The sequence below is a fragment of the Rhodococcus sp. B7740 genome, assembly GCF_000954115.1.
GTDB lineage: Bacteria > Actinomycetota > Actinomycetes > Mycobacteriales > Mycobacteriaceae > Rhodococcoides.
Map to the genome: position 1 here is coordinate 717,837 of NZ_CP010797.1, position 15,871 is coordinate 733,707.

The 15,871-nt window shown below is 66.8% G+C and carries 14 protein-coding genes; all 14 read left to right on the forward strand.

The window, feature by feature from the left end; translation table 11 throughout:
• Positions 1–6 precede the first annotated feature (6 nt).
• The 14 genes from NY08_RS03380 to wag31 all read left to right on the forward strand — a co-directional run bounded on the left by NY08_RS03380 (position 7) and on the right by wag31 (position 15,851).
• Positions 7–1,608, forward strand: coding sequence for a UDP-N-acetylmuramoyl-L-alanyl-D-glutamate--2,6-diaminopimelate ligase (locus tag NY08_RS03380; protein ID WP_045194903.1), 1,602 nt, complete (start codon positions 7–9; stop codon positions 1,606–1,608).
• Positions 1,605–3,113: a UDP-N-acetylmuramoyl-tripeptide--D-alanyl-D-alanine ligase gene (locus NY08_RS03385; protein ID WP_045194904.1), complete on the forward strand. Its 1,509-nt coding sequence runs from the start codon at positions 1,605–1,607 to the stop codon at positions 3,111–3,113. The genes NY08_RS03380 and NY08_RS03385 overlap by 4 nt, the downstream gene beginning before the upstream one ends.
• Entirely contained in the window at positions 3,110–4,195 is a 1,086-nt protein-coding gene (gene mraY / locus NY08_RS03390) for a phospho-N-acetylmuramoyl-pentapeptide-transferase (RefSeq protein ID WP_045194906.1), read from the forward strand. Before NY08_RS03385 ends, mraY begins: the two co-directional genes overlap by 4 nt.
• A 3-nt stretch (positions 4,196–4,198) precedes the next feature.
• On the forward strand, positions 4,199–5,671 hold the full coding sequence (gene murD / locus NY08_RS03395) for a UDP-N-acetylmuramoyl-L-alanine--D-glutamate ligase (protein WP_045194908.1): 1,473 nt from the start codon (positions 4,199–4,201) through the stop codon (positions 5,669–5,671).
• The gene (gene ftsW, locus NY08_RS03400) at positions 5,668–7,254 is read left to right on the forward strand and encodes a putative lipid II flippase FtsW (protein WP_045194910.1); all 1,587 of its coding nucleotides are present in this window, start codon (positions 5,668–5,670) and stop codon (positions 7,252–7,254) included. The genes murD and ftsW overlap by 4 nt, the downstream gene beginning before the upstream one ends.
• On the forward strand, positions 7,251–8,393 hold the full coding sequence (gene murG / locus NY08_RS03405; protein WP_200893163.1) for an undecaprenyldiphospho-muramoylpentapeptide beta-N-acetylglucosaminyltransferase: 1,143 nt from the start codon (positions 7,251–7,253) through the stop codon (positions 8,391–8,393). Before ftsW ends, murG begins: the two co-directional genes overlap by 4 nt.
• 63 nt (positions 8,394–8,456) lie before the next feature.
• On the forward strand, positions 8,457–9,962 hold the full coding sequence (gene murC, locus NY08_RS03410) for a UDP-N-acetylmuramate--L-alanine ligase (protein WP_045194912.1): 1,506 nt from the start codon (positions 8,457–8,459) through the stop codon (positions 9,960–9,962).
• Complete coding sequence (locus NY08_RS03415; protein WP_082073680.1) at positions 9,959–10,753, forward strand: cell division protein FtsQ/DivIB; 795 nt, start codon at positions 9,959–9,961, stop codon at positions 10,751–10,753. Before murC ends, NY08_RS03415 begins: the two co-directional genes overlap by 4 nt.
• Positions 10,754–10,924: 171 nt before the next feature.
• Complete coding sequence (ftsZ, locus tag NY08_RS03420) at positions 10,925–12,199, forward strand: cell division protein FtsZ (protein WP_045194914.1); 1,275 nt, start codon at positions 10,925–10,927, stop codon at positions 12,197–12,199.
• Entirely contained in the window at positions 12,196–12,963 is a 768-nt protein-coding gene (gene pgeF, locus NY08_RS03425) for a peptidoglycan editing factor PgeF (protein WP_032394381.1), read from the forward strand. The genes ftsZ and pgeF overlap by 4 nt, the downstream gene beginning before the upstream one ends.
• Positions 12,964–12,982: 19 nt before the next feature.
• Complete coding sequence (locus NY08_RS03430) at positions 12,983–13,738, forward strand: YggS family pyridoxal phosphate-dependent enzyme (RefSeq protein WP_045199651.1); 756 nt, start codon at positions 12,983–12,985, stop codon at positions 13,736–13,738.
• A gap of 83 nt (positions 13,739–13,821) precedes the next feature.
• Positions 13,822–14,469, forward strand: a complete 648-nt coding sequence (locus NY08_RS03435; protein ID WP_032394380.1) for a cell division protein SepF — start codon at positions 13,822–13,824, stop codon at positions 14,467–14,469.
• Between the two features lie 82 nt (positions 14,470–14,551).
• On the forward strand, positions 14,552–14,839 hold the full coding sequence (locus NY08_RS03440; protein WP_032394379.1) for a YggT family protein: 288 nt from the start codon (positions 14,552–14,554) through the stop codon (positions 14,837–14,839).
• Between the two features lie 160 nt (positions 14,840–14,999).
• Complete coding sequence (gene wag31, locus NY08_RS03445; protein ID WP_045194917.1) at positions 15,000–15,851, forward strand: DivIVA-like cell division protein Wag31; 852 nt, start codon at positions 15,000–15,002, stop codon at positions 15,849–15,851.
• Positions 15,852–15,871 lie beyond the last annotated feature (20 nt).

Sequence of the window (15,871 nt, forward strand, 5' to 3'; positions counted from 1 at the left end):
GCAGGAGTGACTGTGTCATCGGATTCACAACCGGCTCCGGGTTCACGTCCGGCGCATCCACCGCACACCGAAGTCCGGGAGGTGGCGTCTGCGGTCGGTGCAACGATCGACGAGGGCGACCCCGCCGGTGTGAGCGTGACCGGTATCGATCTGCGCGCACAGTCCGTTGTTCCCGGCGATCTCTTCGCGGCACTGCCCGGATCGTCGCGACACGGTGCAGAGTTCGTCGCCGACGCGGTCGAGCGTGGTGCGGTGGCGGTGTTCACCGACCCGGCCGGACTCGAGATCGTGCGGGGTGCTCTGGCAGGTACCGATCGACAGGTTCCGGTGCTCGTGCACGACCGTCCGCGCCAGGTGTTGGGGGCGGTCTCCGCTCTGGTGTACGGCAACCCGTCGTCGAAGATGACCGTCATCGGTATCACCGGTACGTCCGGGAAGACGACGACGTCCTATCTGCTCGAAGCAGGCCTGACCGCAGCCGGTCGTCGGTGCGGGCTGATCGGCACCATCGAGACACGTGTGCTGGGCCGGCACGTGCCGAGCGCGCTCACCACGCCCGAGGCTCCGCAGCTGCATGCCCTGTTCGCCGTGATGGTCGAGGAGGGCGTCGACACGGTGGTGATGGAGGTGTCCTCGCACGCGTTGTCCCTGGGCCGGGTCGACGGCACTCGCTTCGCGATCGGTGCGTTCACCAATCTTTCGCAGGATCACCTCGATTTCCACGATTCTCTCGAGGACTACTTCGCGGCCAAGAGTCGCCTGTTCGCGGCCGACTCGGCGGTTCGTGCCGAGACCGCCGTCGTCTGTGTCGACGACGCGTGGGGCGTGCGGATGGCGGACATCGCTCGGTCGGCCGGGTCGACCGTGGTGACCGCGTCGACCGGTGCCGATTCGCAGTGGACGGTCTCGGACTGGGCCAAGCACGACGACGGAACGCAGTCGTTCACCGTCGCCGATCCGCAGGGTGCGTCGCTGCCGGTCTCGGTCCGGTTGCCGGGGCGCTACAACGTCGCGAACACCGTCCTGGCGTTGGCGACCTGCGCAGCGGCCGGGGCCGATGTGCGCAGCGCCGTGACCGGGGTCGCGACGGTCGACGTGCCGGGTCGCGTGCAGCGGATCGATCGCGGGCAGAACTTCCTGGCAGTGGTCGACTACGCACACAAACCTGCGGCCGTCGAGGCCGTGCTGGCAACGTTGCGCGAATCCTCGCGTGGACGGATCGCGGTTGTTCTCGGAGCAGGCGGCGACCGCGATACCGCGAAGCGTCCCCTGATGGGTGCCGCCGGAGCGCGCGGTGCCGAGCTGTTGGTGGTGACCGACGACAACCCGCGCAGCGAGGATCCGGCCTCCATCAGGGCGGCCGTCGAGGACGGCGCGCTATCGGTGCCGGACGAGGCCCGCGGTGAAGTACGGAACGTGGCAGGCCGCGCAGCGGCGATCGAACAGGCCGTGGCGTGGGCACGCGAAGGGGATGTTGTGTTGATCGCAGGTAAAGGGCACGAAACCGGCCAAGAGGTAGCGGGCGTGAAGTATCCGTTCGACGACCGAGTGATACTCGCCTCGGCCATCGATGCGCGCCGGGTCGGCACGAGCGCGGGCGTACGGTGATCCCGCTCTCGATCGACCGAATCGCCGAGATCGTCGGAGGCACGGTGCACGACGTGCCGGATCCGACGGTCGTGGTGTCGGGGCCGGTGGAGTTCGACTCCCGCAAGGTCACTGCCGGCAGTATCTTCCTCGCCCTTCCCGGAGCGAAGGTGGACGGCCACGACCATGCCGCCGACGCGGTTGCCGCGGGTGCGGCACTGGTGCTGGCTGCGCGTCCGGTGGGCGTACCGGCCGTGGTCGTGCGTCCCGTTCCGCACGACAGTCGCGCGATGGCACTCGAGAACGACCCGGACGGCTCCGGTGCGGCAGTGTTGACCGCTCTCGGCGCTCTGGCCCGCGCATCGGTGCGCGAGTTGACGGCCGAGCACGGTCTGACCGTCGTCGGCGTGACGGGATCCTCCGGGAAGACCTCGACCAAGGATCTGATCTCTGCCGTACTCGAACCCCTCGGTTCGGTGGTGGCACCGCCCGGATCGTTCAACAACGAACTGGGACATCCCTGGACGGCGCTGCGAGCCGATGCCGAGACCGACTTTCTCTGTCTGGAGTTGTCCGCCCGAGGAATCGGCCACATCGCCGAACTGGCCACGCTCGCACCGCCCCGGATCGGGGTGGTCCTCAACGTCGGAACCGCGCACCTGGGCGAGTTCGGGTCGCGCGCGGCCATCGCACTGGCGAAGGGCGAACTGGTCGAGGCTCTGCCGAGTGCTGCCGACGGGGGAGTGGCGATCCTGAACATCGACGATCGGCTCGTCGCCGAAATGGCAACTCGCACAACGGCATCCGTCGTCACAGTGGGGCGCAACGCGGAGGCGGACATCAGAGCACTCGACGTGCAGGTCGATACCGACGCCAGAGCGTCGTTCACGCTCGACTGCGCAGCGGGTTCGGTACCGATCACCCTGGCGGTGCACGGCGAGCATCAGGTCGGCAACGCTCTCGCAGCCGCCGCTGTCGCACTCGAGTGCGGCGCGACGCTGACGCAGGTCGCCGAGGCGCTCGGGGCTGCCGCACCGACGTCGATCAGGCGAATGGACGTCCGCACCCGCGCCGACGGCGTCACCGTCGTCAACGATTCGTACAACGCCAACCCCGATTCGATGCGCGCCGCACTCAAAGCACTGGTGTCGATGTCGCGTCGCGACGACGGACCCAAACGCCGCAGCTGGGCGGTGCTGGGGGAGATGGGCGAGCTGGGTTCGGACTCGGTGGTCGAGCACGACGCGATCGGCCGCCTCGCCGTCCGCCTCGACGTCGATCGCCTGATCATCGTCGATTCCGGCCGTCCTACTCGCGCATTGCACCAGGGTGCGGTCATGGAGGGTTCGTGGGGCGAGGAATCGATGTTGGTGCCCGACCGTGAAACGGCGATCGACGTACTGCACGAGGAGGTGCGTCCCGGCGACATCGTGCTGGTGAAGGCCTCTCAGTCCGGGGCGATGTGGACAGTCGCGGACGCCCTGCTGGCCGACGCGCCGAGCACCACTGCGGAGGGTGAGCAGTGAGGCAGATCCTGTTCGCCGGAGGTATCGCACTCGCGGTCGCGATCCTGCTGACCCCGGTGCTGATCAAGACCTTCTCGAAACAGGGCTTCGGCCAGGAGATTCGAGTGGAGGGCCCGGCGAGTCACCAGTCCAAGCGGGGCACACCGACAATGGGCGGCGTCGCAATTCTGGTCGGCATCTGGGCCGGCTACTGGGGCTCGCACCTGATCGGCATCGGCTACGACGCGGACGGTCCGTCGGCGTCGGCCCTGCTCGTTCTCGGCCTGACCACAGTGCTCGGTCTGGTCGGCTTTCTCGACGACTTCATCAAGATCCGCAAACAGCGCAACCTGGGCCTGAACGCCACCGGCAAGTACGTCGGTCAGATAACGGCGGCCGTGCTGTTCGCGATTCTGGTGTTGCAGTTCCGGAGCGATAGCGGGCTCACTCCCGGCAGCACTCAACTGTCGTACGTGCGCGACATCGCCACCTGGTCGATGTCCGCGGTGGTCTTCGTGTTCTTCGTCTGCCTGCTCGTGATCGCGTGGTCCAACTCGGTCAACCTCACCGACGGACTCGACGGCCTCGCCGCCGGATCGATGACGTTGGTACTCGGCGCCTACACCGTCATCACGTTCTGGCAGTACCGCCAGGCGTGCGCAGGACCCGCCGGGCCTGCCCCCGGCTGTTACGACGTTCGAGATCCCCTCGACCTGGCCTTGGTCTGCGCCTCGGCCGCCGGTGCCTGCATCGGCTTCCTGTGGTGGAACGCCGCGCCGGCCAAGATCTTCATGGGCGACACCGGATCCCTTGCCCTCGGCGGTCTGATCGCGGGCCTGTCGGTGGTGACCAAGACCGAGCTGATCATGGTGGTCATCGGTGCACTGTTCGTCGCCGAGGCCGCATCGGTCGTCATCCAGGTCGCGGTGTTCCGATCCAGTCGCCGACGAGTGTTCCGCATGGCACCGTTCCACCATCACTTCGAGTTGGCCGGATGGGCCGAGACGACGGTGATCATCCGATTCTGGTTGTTGGCCGCCATCGCGTCGGCCGTCGGACTCGCTCTGTTCTACAGCGAGTATCTCGCTGCTGTCGGCGGATAGGGCATGGACGAATCTGTGCCCGACTCTCGGACCGATCTGACCTGGTTGCGCGGCAGTTCGGTGCTGGTGACCGGAGCCCGCATCTCAGGACTCGCCGTCGTGCGACCACTGCTCGATCTCGGTGCCGTCGTCACGGTCACCGACTCGAATCGCGCCGCGCTGGACGAGGCGTCGAACTCCGGTGCTGCGGTGGTGCTGCAGGACGACCTGCTCGCCGATCCCGCGGCGCTCGCGGCGTTCTCGCTCGTCGTCACCAGTCCGGGGTTTCGACCCGACTCTCCGGTGTTGGCGGCGGCCGCGAAGCTGGGCATTCCGGTATGGGGCGATGTCGAGTTGTCCTGGCACGTGGACCGGGTCGAGCTGTACGGACCCCGAACTCGGTGGCTGGTGGTGACCGGCACCAACGGAAAGACGACCACCACCTCGATGCTGGCCTCGATACTCGACGCCGCAGGCATCGAGTCGGTTGCCTGCGGCAACATCGGACTCCCCATCGCCGACGCGTTGCGCGGTTCCCCGCATCCGAGTGTGCTCGCGGTGGAGTTGTCGTCGTTCCAGCTGTTCTGGGCTCCCTCGGTGCGTCCGGCTGCGGGGGTGGTGCTCAACATCGCCGAGGATCATCTGGATTGGCACGGCGGTATGGACGGTTACGTTCAGGCCAAGGCTCGTGCGTTGAACGGCGACGTCGCGGTGGTCGGTCTGGACGACTCCCGGGCGGCGGGGCTGTCGGCCGGGTCTGCCGAGTTGACCGTCGTCGGTTTCCGGTTGGGTGAGCCGGCCTCGGGTGAGCTGGGTGTGCGTGACGGGGTGCTCGTCGACAACGCGTTCGGTGAGAACGTCGATCTTCTCGCTGCGGACGACGTGGAGCCGAGCGGTCCGTCCGGTGTCCTCGATGCGCTCGCGGCAGGCGCGCTCGCACGGTCGATCGGGGTTGAGGCAGGCGCTGTTCGGCTGGGGCTGCAGACCTATCGAGTGGGACCGCATCGTGCAGCGGTGGTGCGCGAGCTGGGTGGGGTCACGTTCATCGACGATTCGAAGGCGACGAACCCGCATGCCGCTCGCTCCTCCATCTCGGCGCACGATCGCGTCGTGTGGATCGCGGGTGGGCTGTTGAAGGGAGCGGTGATCGACGATCTGGTGATCGAGATCGCCGATCGGCTCGTGGCTGCGGTCGTTCTCGGACGCGATGGGATGCAGATCGCAGATGCTTTGGCGCGACACGCGCCCGATGTTCCGGTCGTCAGGCTCCCTTCGGGAGACGATGCTGGTGTGACTCATGGTGCTGAAGATGCTGATGCGGTAATGCGGGCGGTCGTGGCCCACGCGGCCGAACTCGCTGCTCCGGGGGACACGGTCCTGCTGGCCCCGGCTGCCGCGTCACTGGACATGTTCGCCGACTACGGCCACCGCGGCCGTAGCTTCGCCGAGTCGGTCCAGCTCCTCGAAGCCACCGACATCGGATCGCCGCGATCGTGACCGCCGCAGGCCAACCGCCTCGTCCGGGTCGACGCGCCGCCGCTCCACGTACCCGAATCGGCCTGTGGTTCGGCAGGCCGCTCGCGTCCTTCCACCTCATCGTCACGATCGCAGTGCTGCTCACGGTGCTGGGCCTGGTCATGGTCCTGTCGGCGTCGTCCGCCGAATCCTTCGCAGCAGACGAGTCCGGGTACGCCCTCTTCACCCAGCAGCTGATCGGTGTCGCGCTGGGAGTCGTCGCGTTCTACGTCGCTCTCCGGCTGCCGGTTCGGTACCTCAGAAAGCTGTCGTTTCCACTGTTCCTGGTCTCGATCACCATGCTGATGCTGGTGCTCATTCCCGGTATCGGTGCCGAACGCCAGGGTGCACGCCGTTGGTTCGACTTCGGCGTCGTGTCCTTCCAGCCGTCCGAGCTCGCCAAGGTGGCACTGGTTCTGTGGGGTGCCCACCTGTTGGCCTCGCGCCGCAGCGAACACGGCAACATCAAGTCACTGCTGGTGCCGCTGCTGCCCGCGGGACTGCTGATGTGTCTGCTCGTCGTGCTGCAGCCGAACCTCAGTACCGCCATCGCCCTCGGCATCATCCTGGTGGCTCTGCTGTGGTTCGCAGGCCTCAACGCTCGGCTGTTCGGTGCGGTGCTGATGACCGGTCTGGCGCTGGCAACCGTGCTCGCGTTCACCGCCGGTTACCGCTCCAATCGCGTCAAGGCATGGCTGAATCCGGGTGAGGACACCCAGGGCCTGTCGTATCAGTCCACCCAGGCGAAATACTCGCTGGCCGACGGCGGACTGTTCGGTCGCGGGCTCGGACAGAGCCGCGCGAAGTGGAGTTACCTCCCCAACGCGCACAACGACTTCATCTTCGCCATCATCGGCGAGGAACTCGGGATGATCGGCTGCCTGGCGGTCATCGGTTTGTTCGGCCTCTTCGTTTACACCGGCCTGCGCATCGCCATGCGTTCGGTGGATCCGTTCCTGCGTCTGCTGACCGCAGGTGCCACGTGCTGGGTGTTCGGTCAGGCCATGATCAACATCGGCTACGTCGTCGGGCTGCTTCCTGTGACCGGCCTGCAGCTGCCGCTGGTGTCCTACGGTGGTACCTCGACCGCGATCACGCTGCTGATGTTCGGCATCATCGCGAGCGCCGCCCGACACGAACCGGAGGCGATCGCAGCCCTGCACGCGGGGCAGGAGGGCCGTATCGCGCGAGCTCTGAAGCTGCCGCTGCCCGCCGTGTTCTCGCCCAAGCGAGCCGCGATGGCGCGGTCGAAGTCCACCCGCCCCACGCTGGCGGCGCAGGATCGCAAGCGCATCGAGGCCCGTAAGGGCCAGGGCAAGGACGGGCGTGCAGCGAGAGCAGCCGAGCCCGGACGTGCTCGCACGCGGGTCTCCAGTTCACGGACCGACACGATGTCGCCCAGATCGACCGCATATCGGGGCGAGTCGCCCCGCGGCAACCCCCGTCGGAGCGAGCCCGTCCGGCGAGAACCCGCCGCGGGATCGCGTTCGGCATACCGTCCGCGGCCGGAACCACAACCCGGCCGCCCGCCTGTCCGCTCGGGTGAGCGAGGATATCGACGGTGAACCAGACATCTCGACCGATTTCCGTCGTGGTCGCCGGGGGCGGAACGGCCGGGCACATCGAGCCCGCGCTCGCTGTGGCCGACGCCTTGCGTGTCCTCGACCCCACCGTCACCGTCACCGCTCTCGGTAGCAGCCGTGGTCTGGAGACGACTCTCGTTCCGGCTCGCGGGTACGCACTCGAACTCATCCCGCCCGTTCCGCTGCCCCGCAAACCCACCGTCGACCTGCTCAAGTTGCCGCTTCGCGTCGTGCGCTCGGTGCGACGCACCCGCGAGATCTTCGCGGCCGTCGAGGCGGACGTGCTCGTCGGATTCGGCGGCTACGTCGCGTTGCCGGCCTATCTCGCGGCCCGTGGTCGATTGTTCGGCCGTGGCGGCCGAATACCTGTGGTCATCCACGAGGCGAACGCGCGAGCGGGCATCGCCAACAAGGTCGGTGCCCGGTCGGCCGAGCGGGTGCTCGCCGCGGTCGCGGGCTCGGGGATCGCCGCGCGCGGTGCTGCCGACGCCGATGTGATCGGAATTCCCGTGCGTCCCACCATCACCGGCCTCGATCGGGCTGCCGTCCGCGCGGAGGCTCGCGCCCACTTCGGCCTGCCCGACAGCGGTCCGGTGCTGTTGGTGTTCGGCGGCTCGCAGGGGGCCCGATCGCTCAACGACGCGGTGTCCGGAGCCTCGGCGGCCCTCGCCGCAGCCGGCATTTCGGTTCTGCATGCTCACGGTCCGAAGAACTCGCTCGACGTCGAGCAACGTGATCCGGACGCGCCGTACGTCGCGGTGCCGTACATCGACCGGATGGATTTGGCGTATGCGGCTGCGGACCTGGCGATCTGCCGGTCCGGTGCCATGACGGTCGCCGAGGTGTCCGCGACCGGTCTGCCTGCCGTCTACGTACCCCTACCGCACGGCAACGGCGAGCAGGAACTCAACGCCCGTCCTGTGGTCGACGCCGGAGGTGGCATCCTGGTATCCGATGCGACACTGACCGAGCAGTACGTGAGCGAGACGGTGGTCTCGCTGCTGGCCGACACCGAACGAATTGCCACCATGTCTCGTGCCGCCGCCGGTGCCAGGCACAAGGGCGCAGCGGCTGCCGTCGCGCAGATCGTGCTCGATACCGCGCACGCGGCGCGGCGCTGAGCCCGGCGGCGGCGAGCATGAGAAGAGAACGAGGGAGACGTCCGCGTGACAACTGAGGGTGCCATGTCGAATCTGCCGACAGAGCTCGAACGAGTACACATGGTGGGCATCGGCGGTGCCGGAATGTCCGGCATCGCGCGGATCCTGCTGGCGCGCGGGGGACAGGTGTCGGGTTCGGATGCCAAGGAATCGCGCGGCGTGCTCGCACTGCGCGCACGCGGTGCCCAGGTCCGCATCGGTCACGACGCCGGTGCCCTGGACATGATCGAGGGCGGACCCACCGTGGTGGTGACGACCCACGCCGCGATTCCCAAGACCAATCCCGAACTCGTCGAAGCGCGTGAACGCGGAATCCCGGTGGTGTTGCGGCCGGCCGTGCTGTCCTCGCTCATGCAGGGATACCGCACGTTGTTGGTCTCGGGAACGCACGGAAAGACGTCGACGACCTCGATGCTGGTGGTCGCGCTCCAGCACTGCGGGTTCGATCCGTCGTTCGCCGTCGGGGGAGAGCTCAACGAGGCCGGCACCAACGCCCACCACGGCAGCGGCGACGTGTTCGTGGCCGAGGCGGACGAGAGCGACGGCTCGCTGCTTCAGTACAGCGCCGACGTCATCATCGTGACCAATATCGAGGCCGATCATCTGGACCACTTCGGCACCACCGAGGCCTACGTTCAGGTGTTCGACGACTTCGCTGCGCTCCTCGGTCCCGGCGGTGTACTCGTGGCGTGCATGGACGACCCGGGTTCGGCGGCGCTCGCTCGACGTGTGGTCGAGCGCGACCTTCCGGGCGTGAAGGTGTTGGGTTACGGGTCCTCGGATGTCGACGCCGGTCCCGTCGAGATGGCCGTTCGACTGCTGGCATGGGAGCCCGAGGACATCGGCGGCGTCGCGCAGTTGCAGATCGCAGGCGAGGACGCGGCCCGCACCGTACGGCTCGGCGTCCCCGGCCGGCACACCGCACTCAACGCGCTGGCGGCGTTCGTCGCGGCGCGTCAGGTCGGTGCCGGAGTCGAGGAACTGCTGGCCGGACTCACCGGTTTCGGCGGCGTGCATCGGCGCTTCCAGTTCACCGGACGTGAGCACGGCGTGCGCGTGTTCGACGATTACGCGCACCACCCCACCGAGGTGCGCGCGGTGCTGACGGCCGCGCAGGCTCTCGTTGCAGGCCAGGACCGTTCGGGTCACGAGCAGGGACGGGTGGTGGTGGTGTTCCAGCCGCATCTGTACTCGCGGACCGCGACGTTCGCCGAGGAATTCGGTGCCGCGCTGTCCCTGGCCGACGAGATCGTCGTGCTCGACGTCTACGGCGCACGTGAGGAACCGTTGCCGGGGGTGACGGGGGCACTGGTTGCCGCTTCGGTGACCAAGCCGGTGAACTATCAGCCGGATCTGTCGTTGGTGGCCAAGCAGGTCGCCCATCTGAGTCTGCCCGGCGATGTCGTCATCACGATGGGCGCGGGTGACGTGACCATGCTCGGCGGACCGATTCTCGATGCGCTTCGCTCGAAGACCGATTTCGGTGCTGCGACCGGCCGCGGGGTACCGAAGGATCGGCCGTCGACGTGAGTCGTCGCTCCGATCGAGTCCGTTCTTCGAGGTCGGGAACAGCTGCAGGAGAAGGTGATTCGTCGGCCACGGTTACCGACAAGCAGGCACGCGCGCTGGCGCGCCAGCAGGAGCGCGAACGGGTGAAGCGGTCGCGGCGCAAGGCCTTGGCCATCGCCCTGGCACTGGTGGTCGTCGTGGTGGGATCGGCTGCGCTGGTGTACTTCACACCGCTGTTGTCCGTACGCACCATTGCGGTCGCGGGAGCATCGTCGGTGTCCGAGCAGGAGATCCTCGATCGGCTCGACGTACCCGTCGGCCTTCCGCTGGTTCGGGTGGACACGGCGGCTGCGGCGCAACGGGTGGCCACGATTCCGGCGCTGGCCACGGTCCGTGTGCAACGGAAGTATCCGTCCACTGTGCAGGTGACGGTGGAGGAGCGGGTTCCGGTGGCGTTCTTCGATTCTCCGGACGGCACCCATCTCCTCGATTCGACCGGGGTCGATTTCGCGATCGCGCCGCCACCGCCCGGGGTGGTGCGTCTGGTGACCGACAACCCGGTGTTCGGTGATCCGGTGACGAAAGATGCACTGGCGGTTCTCGATACGTTGCCACCGCTGCTGCGCGATCAGACAGGAGAGCTGCGGGCGAGCACGTTGTCCGACATCTCCATCCTGCTGCTCGACGGGCGCACCGTGGTGTGGGGCAGCAAGGACGACTCCGAACGCAAGGCCGCGGTGGCCATCGCCCTGCTGTCCCAGCCCGGCCAGATCTTCGACGTGTCGAGTCCGGATCTGCCCACCACCAAATAGTTTCGACGCGTCGACGGGATTTTCTCGCCCGGCGTCGGCGCGCCTAATGGCGATAGTCGTCGGCGATGAATAGCGTTTCGACCAGTTCAGTACTTGACATAACTCTAAGCCTGTGGTTTAGGTTGAGGGTTTTCCACATTTCACGCAACAATCCACGGAAGGCGAGAGCCCATGACGCCCCCGCACAACTACCTCGCCGTAATCAAGGTCGTCGGCATCGGCGGCGGCGGCGTGAACGCGGTCAACCGCATGATCGAACAGGGACTCAAGGGAGTCGAGTTCATCGCGGTCAACACCGACGCTCAGGCCTTGCTGATGAGTGACGCAGACGTCAAGCTCGACGTCGGTCGAGAACTGACCCGCGGACTCGGCGCCGGTGCCGATCCCGAGGTGGGCCGCCGCGCAGCGGACGACCACAAGGACGAGATCGAAGAGGTGCTCAAGGGTGCCGACATGGTGTTCGTCACCGCAGGCGAGGGCGGTGGAACCGGTACCGGTGGCGCTCCCGTCGTCGCCAACATCGCTCGTAAGCTCGGTGCGCTGACCGTCGGTGTCGTCACCCGGCCGTTCTCCTTCGAGGGCAAGCGGCGCGGTGGCCAGGCCGACACGGGTATCCAGCAGCTCCGTGAGTCCTGCGACACGCTCATCGTCATCCCCAACGATCGACTGCTCCAGCTCGGTGACGCCGCAGTCAGCCTCATGGACGCGTTCCGCAGCGCCGACGAGGTACTGCTCAACGGCGTCCAGGGCATCACCGACCTGATCACCACTCCCGGTCTGATCAACGTCGACTTCGCGGACGTCAAGGGCGTGATGTCCGGTGCGGGCAGTGCATTGATGGGCATCGGATCCTCACGCGGCGAGGGTCGAGCCATCAAGGCGGCCGAATCGGCGATCAATTCGCCGCTGCTCGAAGCCTCGATGGAAGGCGCACGCGGCGTGCTGCTCTCGATCGCCGGTGGATCCGACCTGGGTCTGTTCGAGATCAACGAGGCTGCCTCGCTGGTGCAGGAAGCCGCGCACATCGACGCCAACATCATCTTCGGCACCGTGATCGACGACTCGCTCGGTGACGAGGTCCGCGTGACCGTCATCGCCGCAGGCTTCGACGGCGGAACCCCGACACGGCGTCCGGTGGAAGCGGCCGCCTCCACACGCGGCCCGATCGGATCGGCTCGCTCGGGCGAGGTGTCGTCGCGGTCGAGCGACAGTTCGGACGGTGCGGTGTTCCGCGACCCGGTCGGCGCTCCGAGCGGTAGCAGTCTGCCGCCATTGAACTCGTCGAGTTCGTCCAATCGTGAATCGTCGAGCCGCGAATCCGCAGCCGGTTACGGCCGTGACTCGGCCGGCCAGGGCCGCGAGTCCGTCGGTTCCGGCCGTCGCGTGCCCATCGCCGAGGACGAGGGCGAAGACGACGTCGATGTGCCGTCCTTCATGCGGCGGTGAGTGACACCTCATCCCCAGGTCCGTTTCGGGTCCGACGCGTCTCGACGACGCGAGCGGGTGGCGTCTCGGCACCTCCGTTCGACACGTTCAACCTCGGTGACCACGTCGGTGACGACCCCGCTGCGGTGGAGGCCAACCGTCGACGCCTCGGCGATCGGCTGGGCATGGGACTCGAACGGCTCGTCTTCATGGAGCAGGTCCACGGACGCACCGTCACGGTGGTCGACGGTCCGGTGACCGAGCCGCTACCGATGACCGATGCGTTGGTGACGACGCACCGCGATCTCGGTTTGGTGGTGTTGACTGCCGACTGCGTGCCGGTGCTGCTCTCCGACGAGGAGGCCGGAGTGATCGCCGCCGTGCATGCCGGACGGGTCGGAGCCCGCATCGGCATCGTTCCGCGCGTGTTGGCCGCCATGGTCGAGCTCGGTGCGGTCCCGGCGCGGATCGGCGCGTTTCTGGGTCCGGCCGCGAGCGGTCGCCAGTACGAGGTGCCCGCGTCCATGCGAGCGGACGTCGACAAGCACCTGCCCGGCAGCGCGACGACAACCGTCCGCCACACGCCCGGGCTCGACATTCCCGCCGGTATCCGGGCTCAACTGCTCGCCGCGGGCGTGTCCGCGGTGGCCCAGGATCCGCGCTGCACCATCGAGGACCGGACGTTGTTCAGTCACCGGCGCGAAGGATCGACCGGCCGAATTGCCAGCGTCGTCTGGATGGACAGCACATCCCCAGGTGATCGGCCCGAATCGGCCGATCGGTGAACGGGCAGAGAAGGTTGTCATGAGCGAACTCAGCGGCACTGCGTCGGGTACTGGCAGGGCGCAGGAGATCGAGACGGCGTTGACGTCGGTACGCGAGCGGTTGCATCGCGCGTGTGTCGACGCGGGCCGGTCGCCTGCCGATGTGGCTCTGCTCCCGGTGACGAAGTTCTTCCCTGCGTCGGATGTACGGATCCTGTACGACCTCGGATGCCGCGATTTCGGTGAGTCGCGGGAGCAGGACGCGTCTCCCAAGGTCGCCGAGACGGCCGACGACTTCATCGGCGATCCACCGCGGTGGCACATGATCGGACACCTGCAGCGAAACAAGGCCAAGTCGGTCGCCGCGTGGGCGCACTCCATCCATTCCGTGGACAGTGCGCGGTTGGTGACTGCGCTGTCGAAGGCGACAACGGCGGCACTGGACGAGGGTGTGCGCCGGACCGAACTCGACGTGATCGTCCAGGTCAGTCTCGACGGGGACGTGCATCGCGGAGGCGTCGAACGCGACGAACTGCACGCGCTCGCCGACGCGGTGGCCGACGCGTCCGGGTTGCGGTTGGCGGGGTTGATGGCGGTGCCGCCGCTCGACGCCGATCCGGACGCCGCATTCGCCGACCTCCAGAGTCTGCATCGTCGACTGTCGGCCGATCATCCCGGAGCGCTCGAGCTGTCCGCGGGCATGACCGGAGACCTGGAAGCTGCTGTGCGCCACGGATCGACGTGCGTGCGTGTCGGTACCGCAATACTCGGCGCGCGGCCGATAGCCTCGCAATAACAGTCCATGGATCACATCAGTCACAACAGACACTTGCGAACCTGGAGATGGACAGTAGACACACCGCCACGGAAGGCAGAACGATGAGCACCCTGCACAAGTTCAAGGCGTACTTCGGCATGGTTCCGCTCGCCGACTACGAGGACGACTACCTCGACGATCCGGACACGCGACGCAGCTCCCGTGGTGGTCGCGACAGCTACGACGACATCGACGAGCGTGAGTTCGTGAAGCCGTCCTTCGGTGGATCGCGGCACGCGCAGGTCGAGGACGACTACGACGATTACGAGGCACCCCGTCCGGCGGCCACGCTGGCACCGATCGGTGGACGAGGCCGTGGCGCGGCACCGACCACGCGAGGTGCGGCAACCAGAGGAGCGCTCGCCATGGACACTCGGATGGATGTGCGGGCGGAGACCCGACGCAGCCCGATCGTCGACGACGGCGGCCCCCTCTCGAAGATCACCACGCTCCGACCGCGTGATTACAGCGAGGCTCGCACCATCGGTGAGCGCTTCCGCGACGGCACTCCGGTCATCATGGACCTGGTCGAGATGAGCAACGCGGACGCCAAGCGACTGGTCGATTTCGCTGCCGGACTCGCCTTCGCGCTGCGCGGTTCGTTCGACAAGGTAGCGACGAAGGTCTTCCTGCTCTCGCCGGCCGACGTCGACGTCTCACCGCAGGAGCGCAGGCGGATCGCCGAGACCGGTTTCTACAGCCAGCAGTGAGACATTTGCTGTTCGGAGCGGTAGTTCAGGGCTGTGACCAGCGCGCTTTGCTCAGCCCGGCGAAGTCAGGCAGAGTATAGCCGTGATCGTGTTCACGGTGATCAACATCGTATTGTTTCTTTTTTGGCTCCTTCTCATCGGTCGAATCATCGTCGAGTTCATCAGGACTTTCGCGAGAGATTGGCAACCGACCGGGTTGGTCGTCATCGTGCTCGAGGCGATCTTCACCGTCACCGACCCGCCGGTGAAGTTCCTCCGGAAGATAATTCCGCCGCTCAACCTCGGTGGAGTGCGACTGGACCTGTCCATCATGGTCCTGCTGTTCGTGGTCTTCATCGCGTGGAATGTGACCAGTGGTCTCGCGGCCTGAGGCCGCAGATGAAATGTTAGAACGCGGGACCCAGCGCATGCTGCGTGTCCTGTGTGACAGAATGGACGCCAGTTACAGTTTGATTGTTCTGCACTCGCGCGGAATGGCATATAACTGAATGCTTGCTCTACCGCCCCAAGACGCGTGAAGGGATCCTTCCATGCCGCTGACTCCAGCTGATGTGCACAATGTCGCGTTCAGCAAGCCGCCCATCGGTAAGCGCGGTTACAACGAAGACGAGGTCGACGCTTTTCTCGACCTCGTCGAGCAAGAGTTGTCGCGACTGATCGAAGAGAACGCCGACCTACGCCAGCGGGTCGGTGAGCTCGATCAGGAGCTTGCGGACGCCAAGAGCGCTGCGCGGCAGAGCCCGCAACCGGCTCAGTCCGCGGCACCGAAGGCCGAGCCGCAGCGCCCGGTGGATCCCCCCAAGCCACCGCCCGTGGTGCAGCAGCCCGCGCCGGTCGCGCCCGTTGCAGCAGCTCCGCAGCAGAGCGGCGACTCCAACATGCAGGCCGCCAAGATTCTCGGCCTCGCTCAGGAGATGGCCGATCGTCTCACCGGTGACGCCAAGTCGGAGTCCGAGCAGCTGCTCGGCAATGCGCGCACCAACGCCGAGCGTCTGGTGTCGGATGCACGGACCCGTTCCGAGTCGATGATGGCCGAGGCTCGCCAGAAGTCCGAGTCGCTGTTGTCCGACGCGCAGACCCGGTCCGAGACCCAGCTGCGTCAGGCCAAGGAGAAGGCCGACGCACTGCAGGCCGACGCCGAGCGCAAGCACACCGAGATCATGGCGACGATCAACCAGCAGCGTTCGGTGCTGGAAGGTCGAATCGAGCAGCTCAAGACGTTCGAGCGCGAGTACCGCGTGCGGCTCAAGTCCTACCTCGAATCGCAGCTCGAAGAACTCGAGAACCGTTCCTCGGCGCTGCCGGTGGACAACGGGCAGGACAATTTCAACCAGGACAATCAGTCCTCGGGGTACAGCCAGTCGTACGCCAAGGGCAACTGACGCACCACCGACCTCCGACG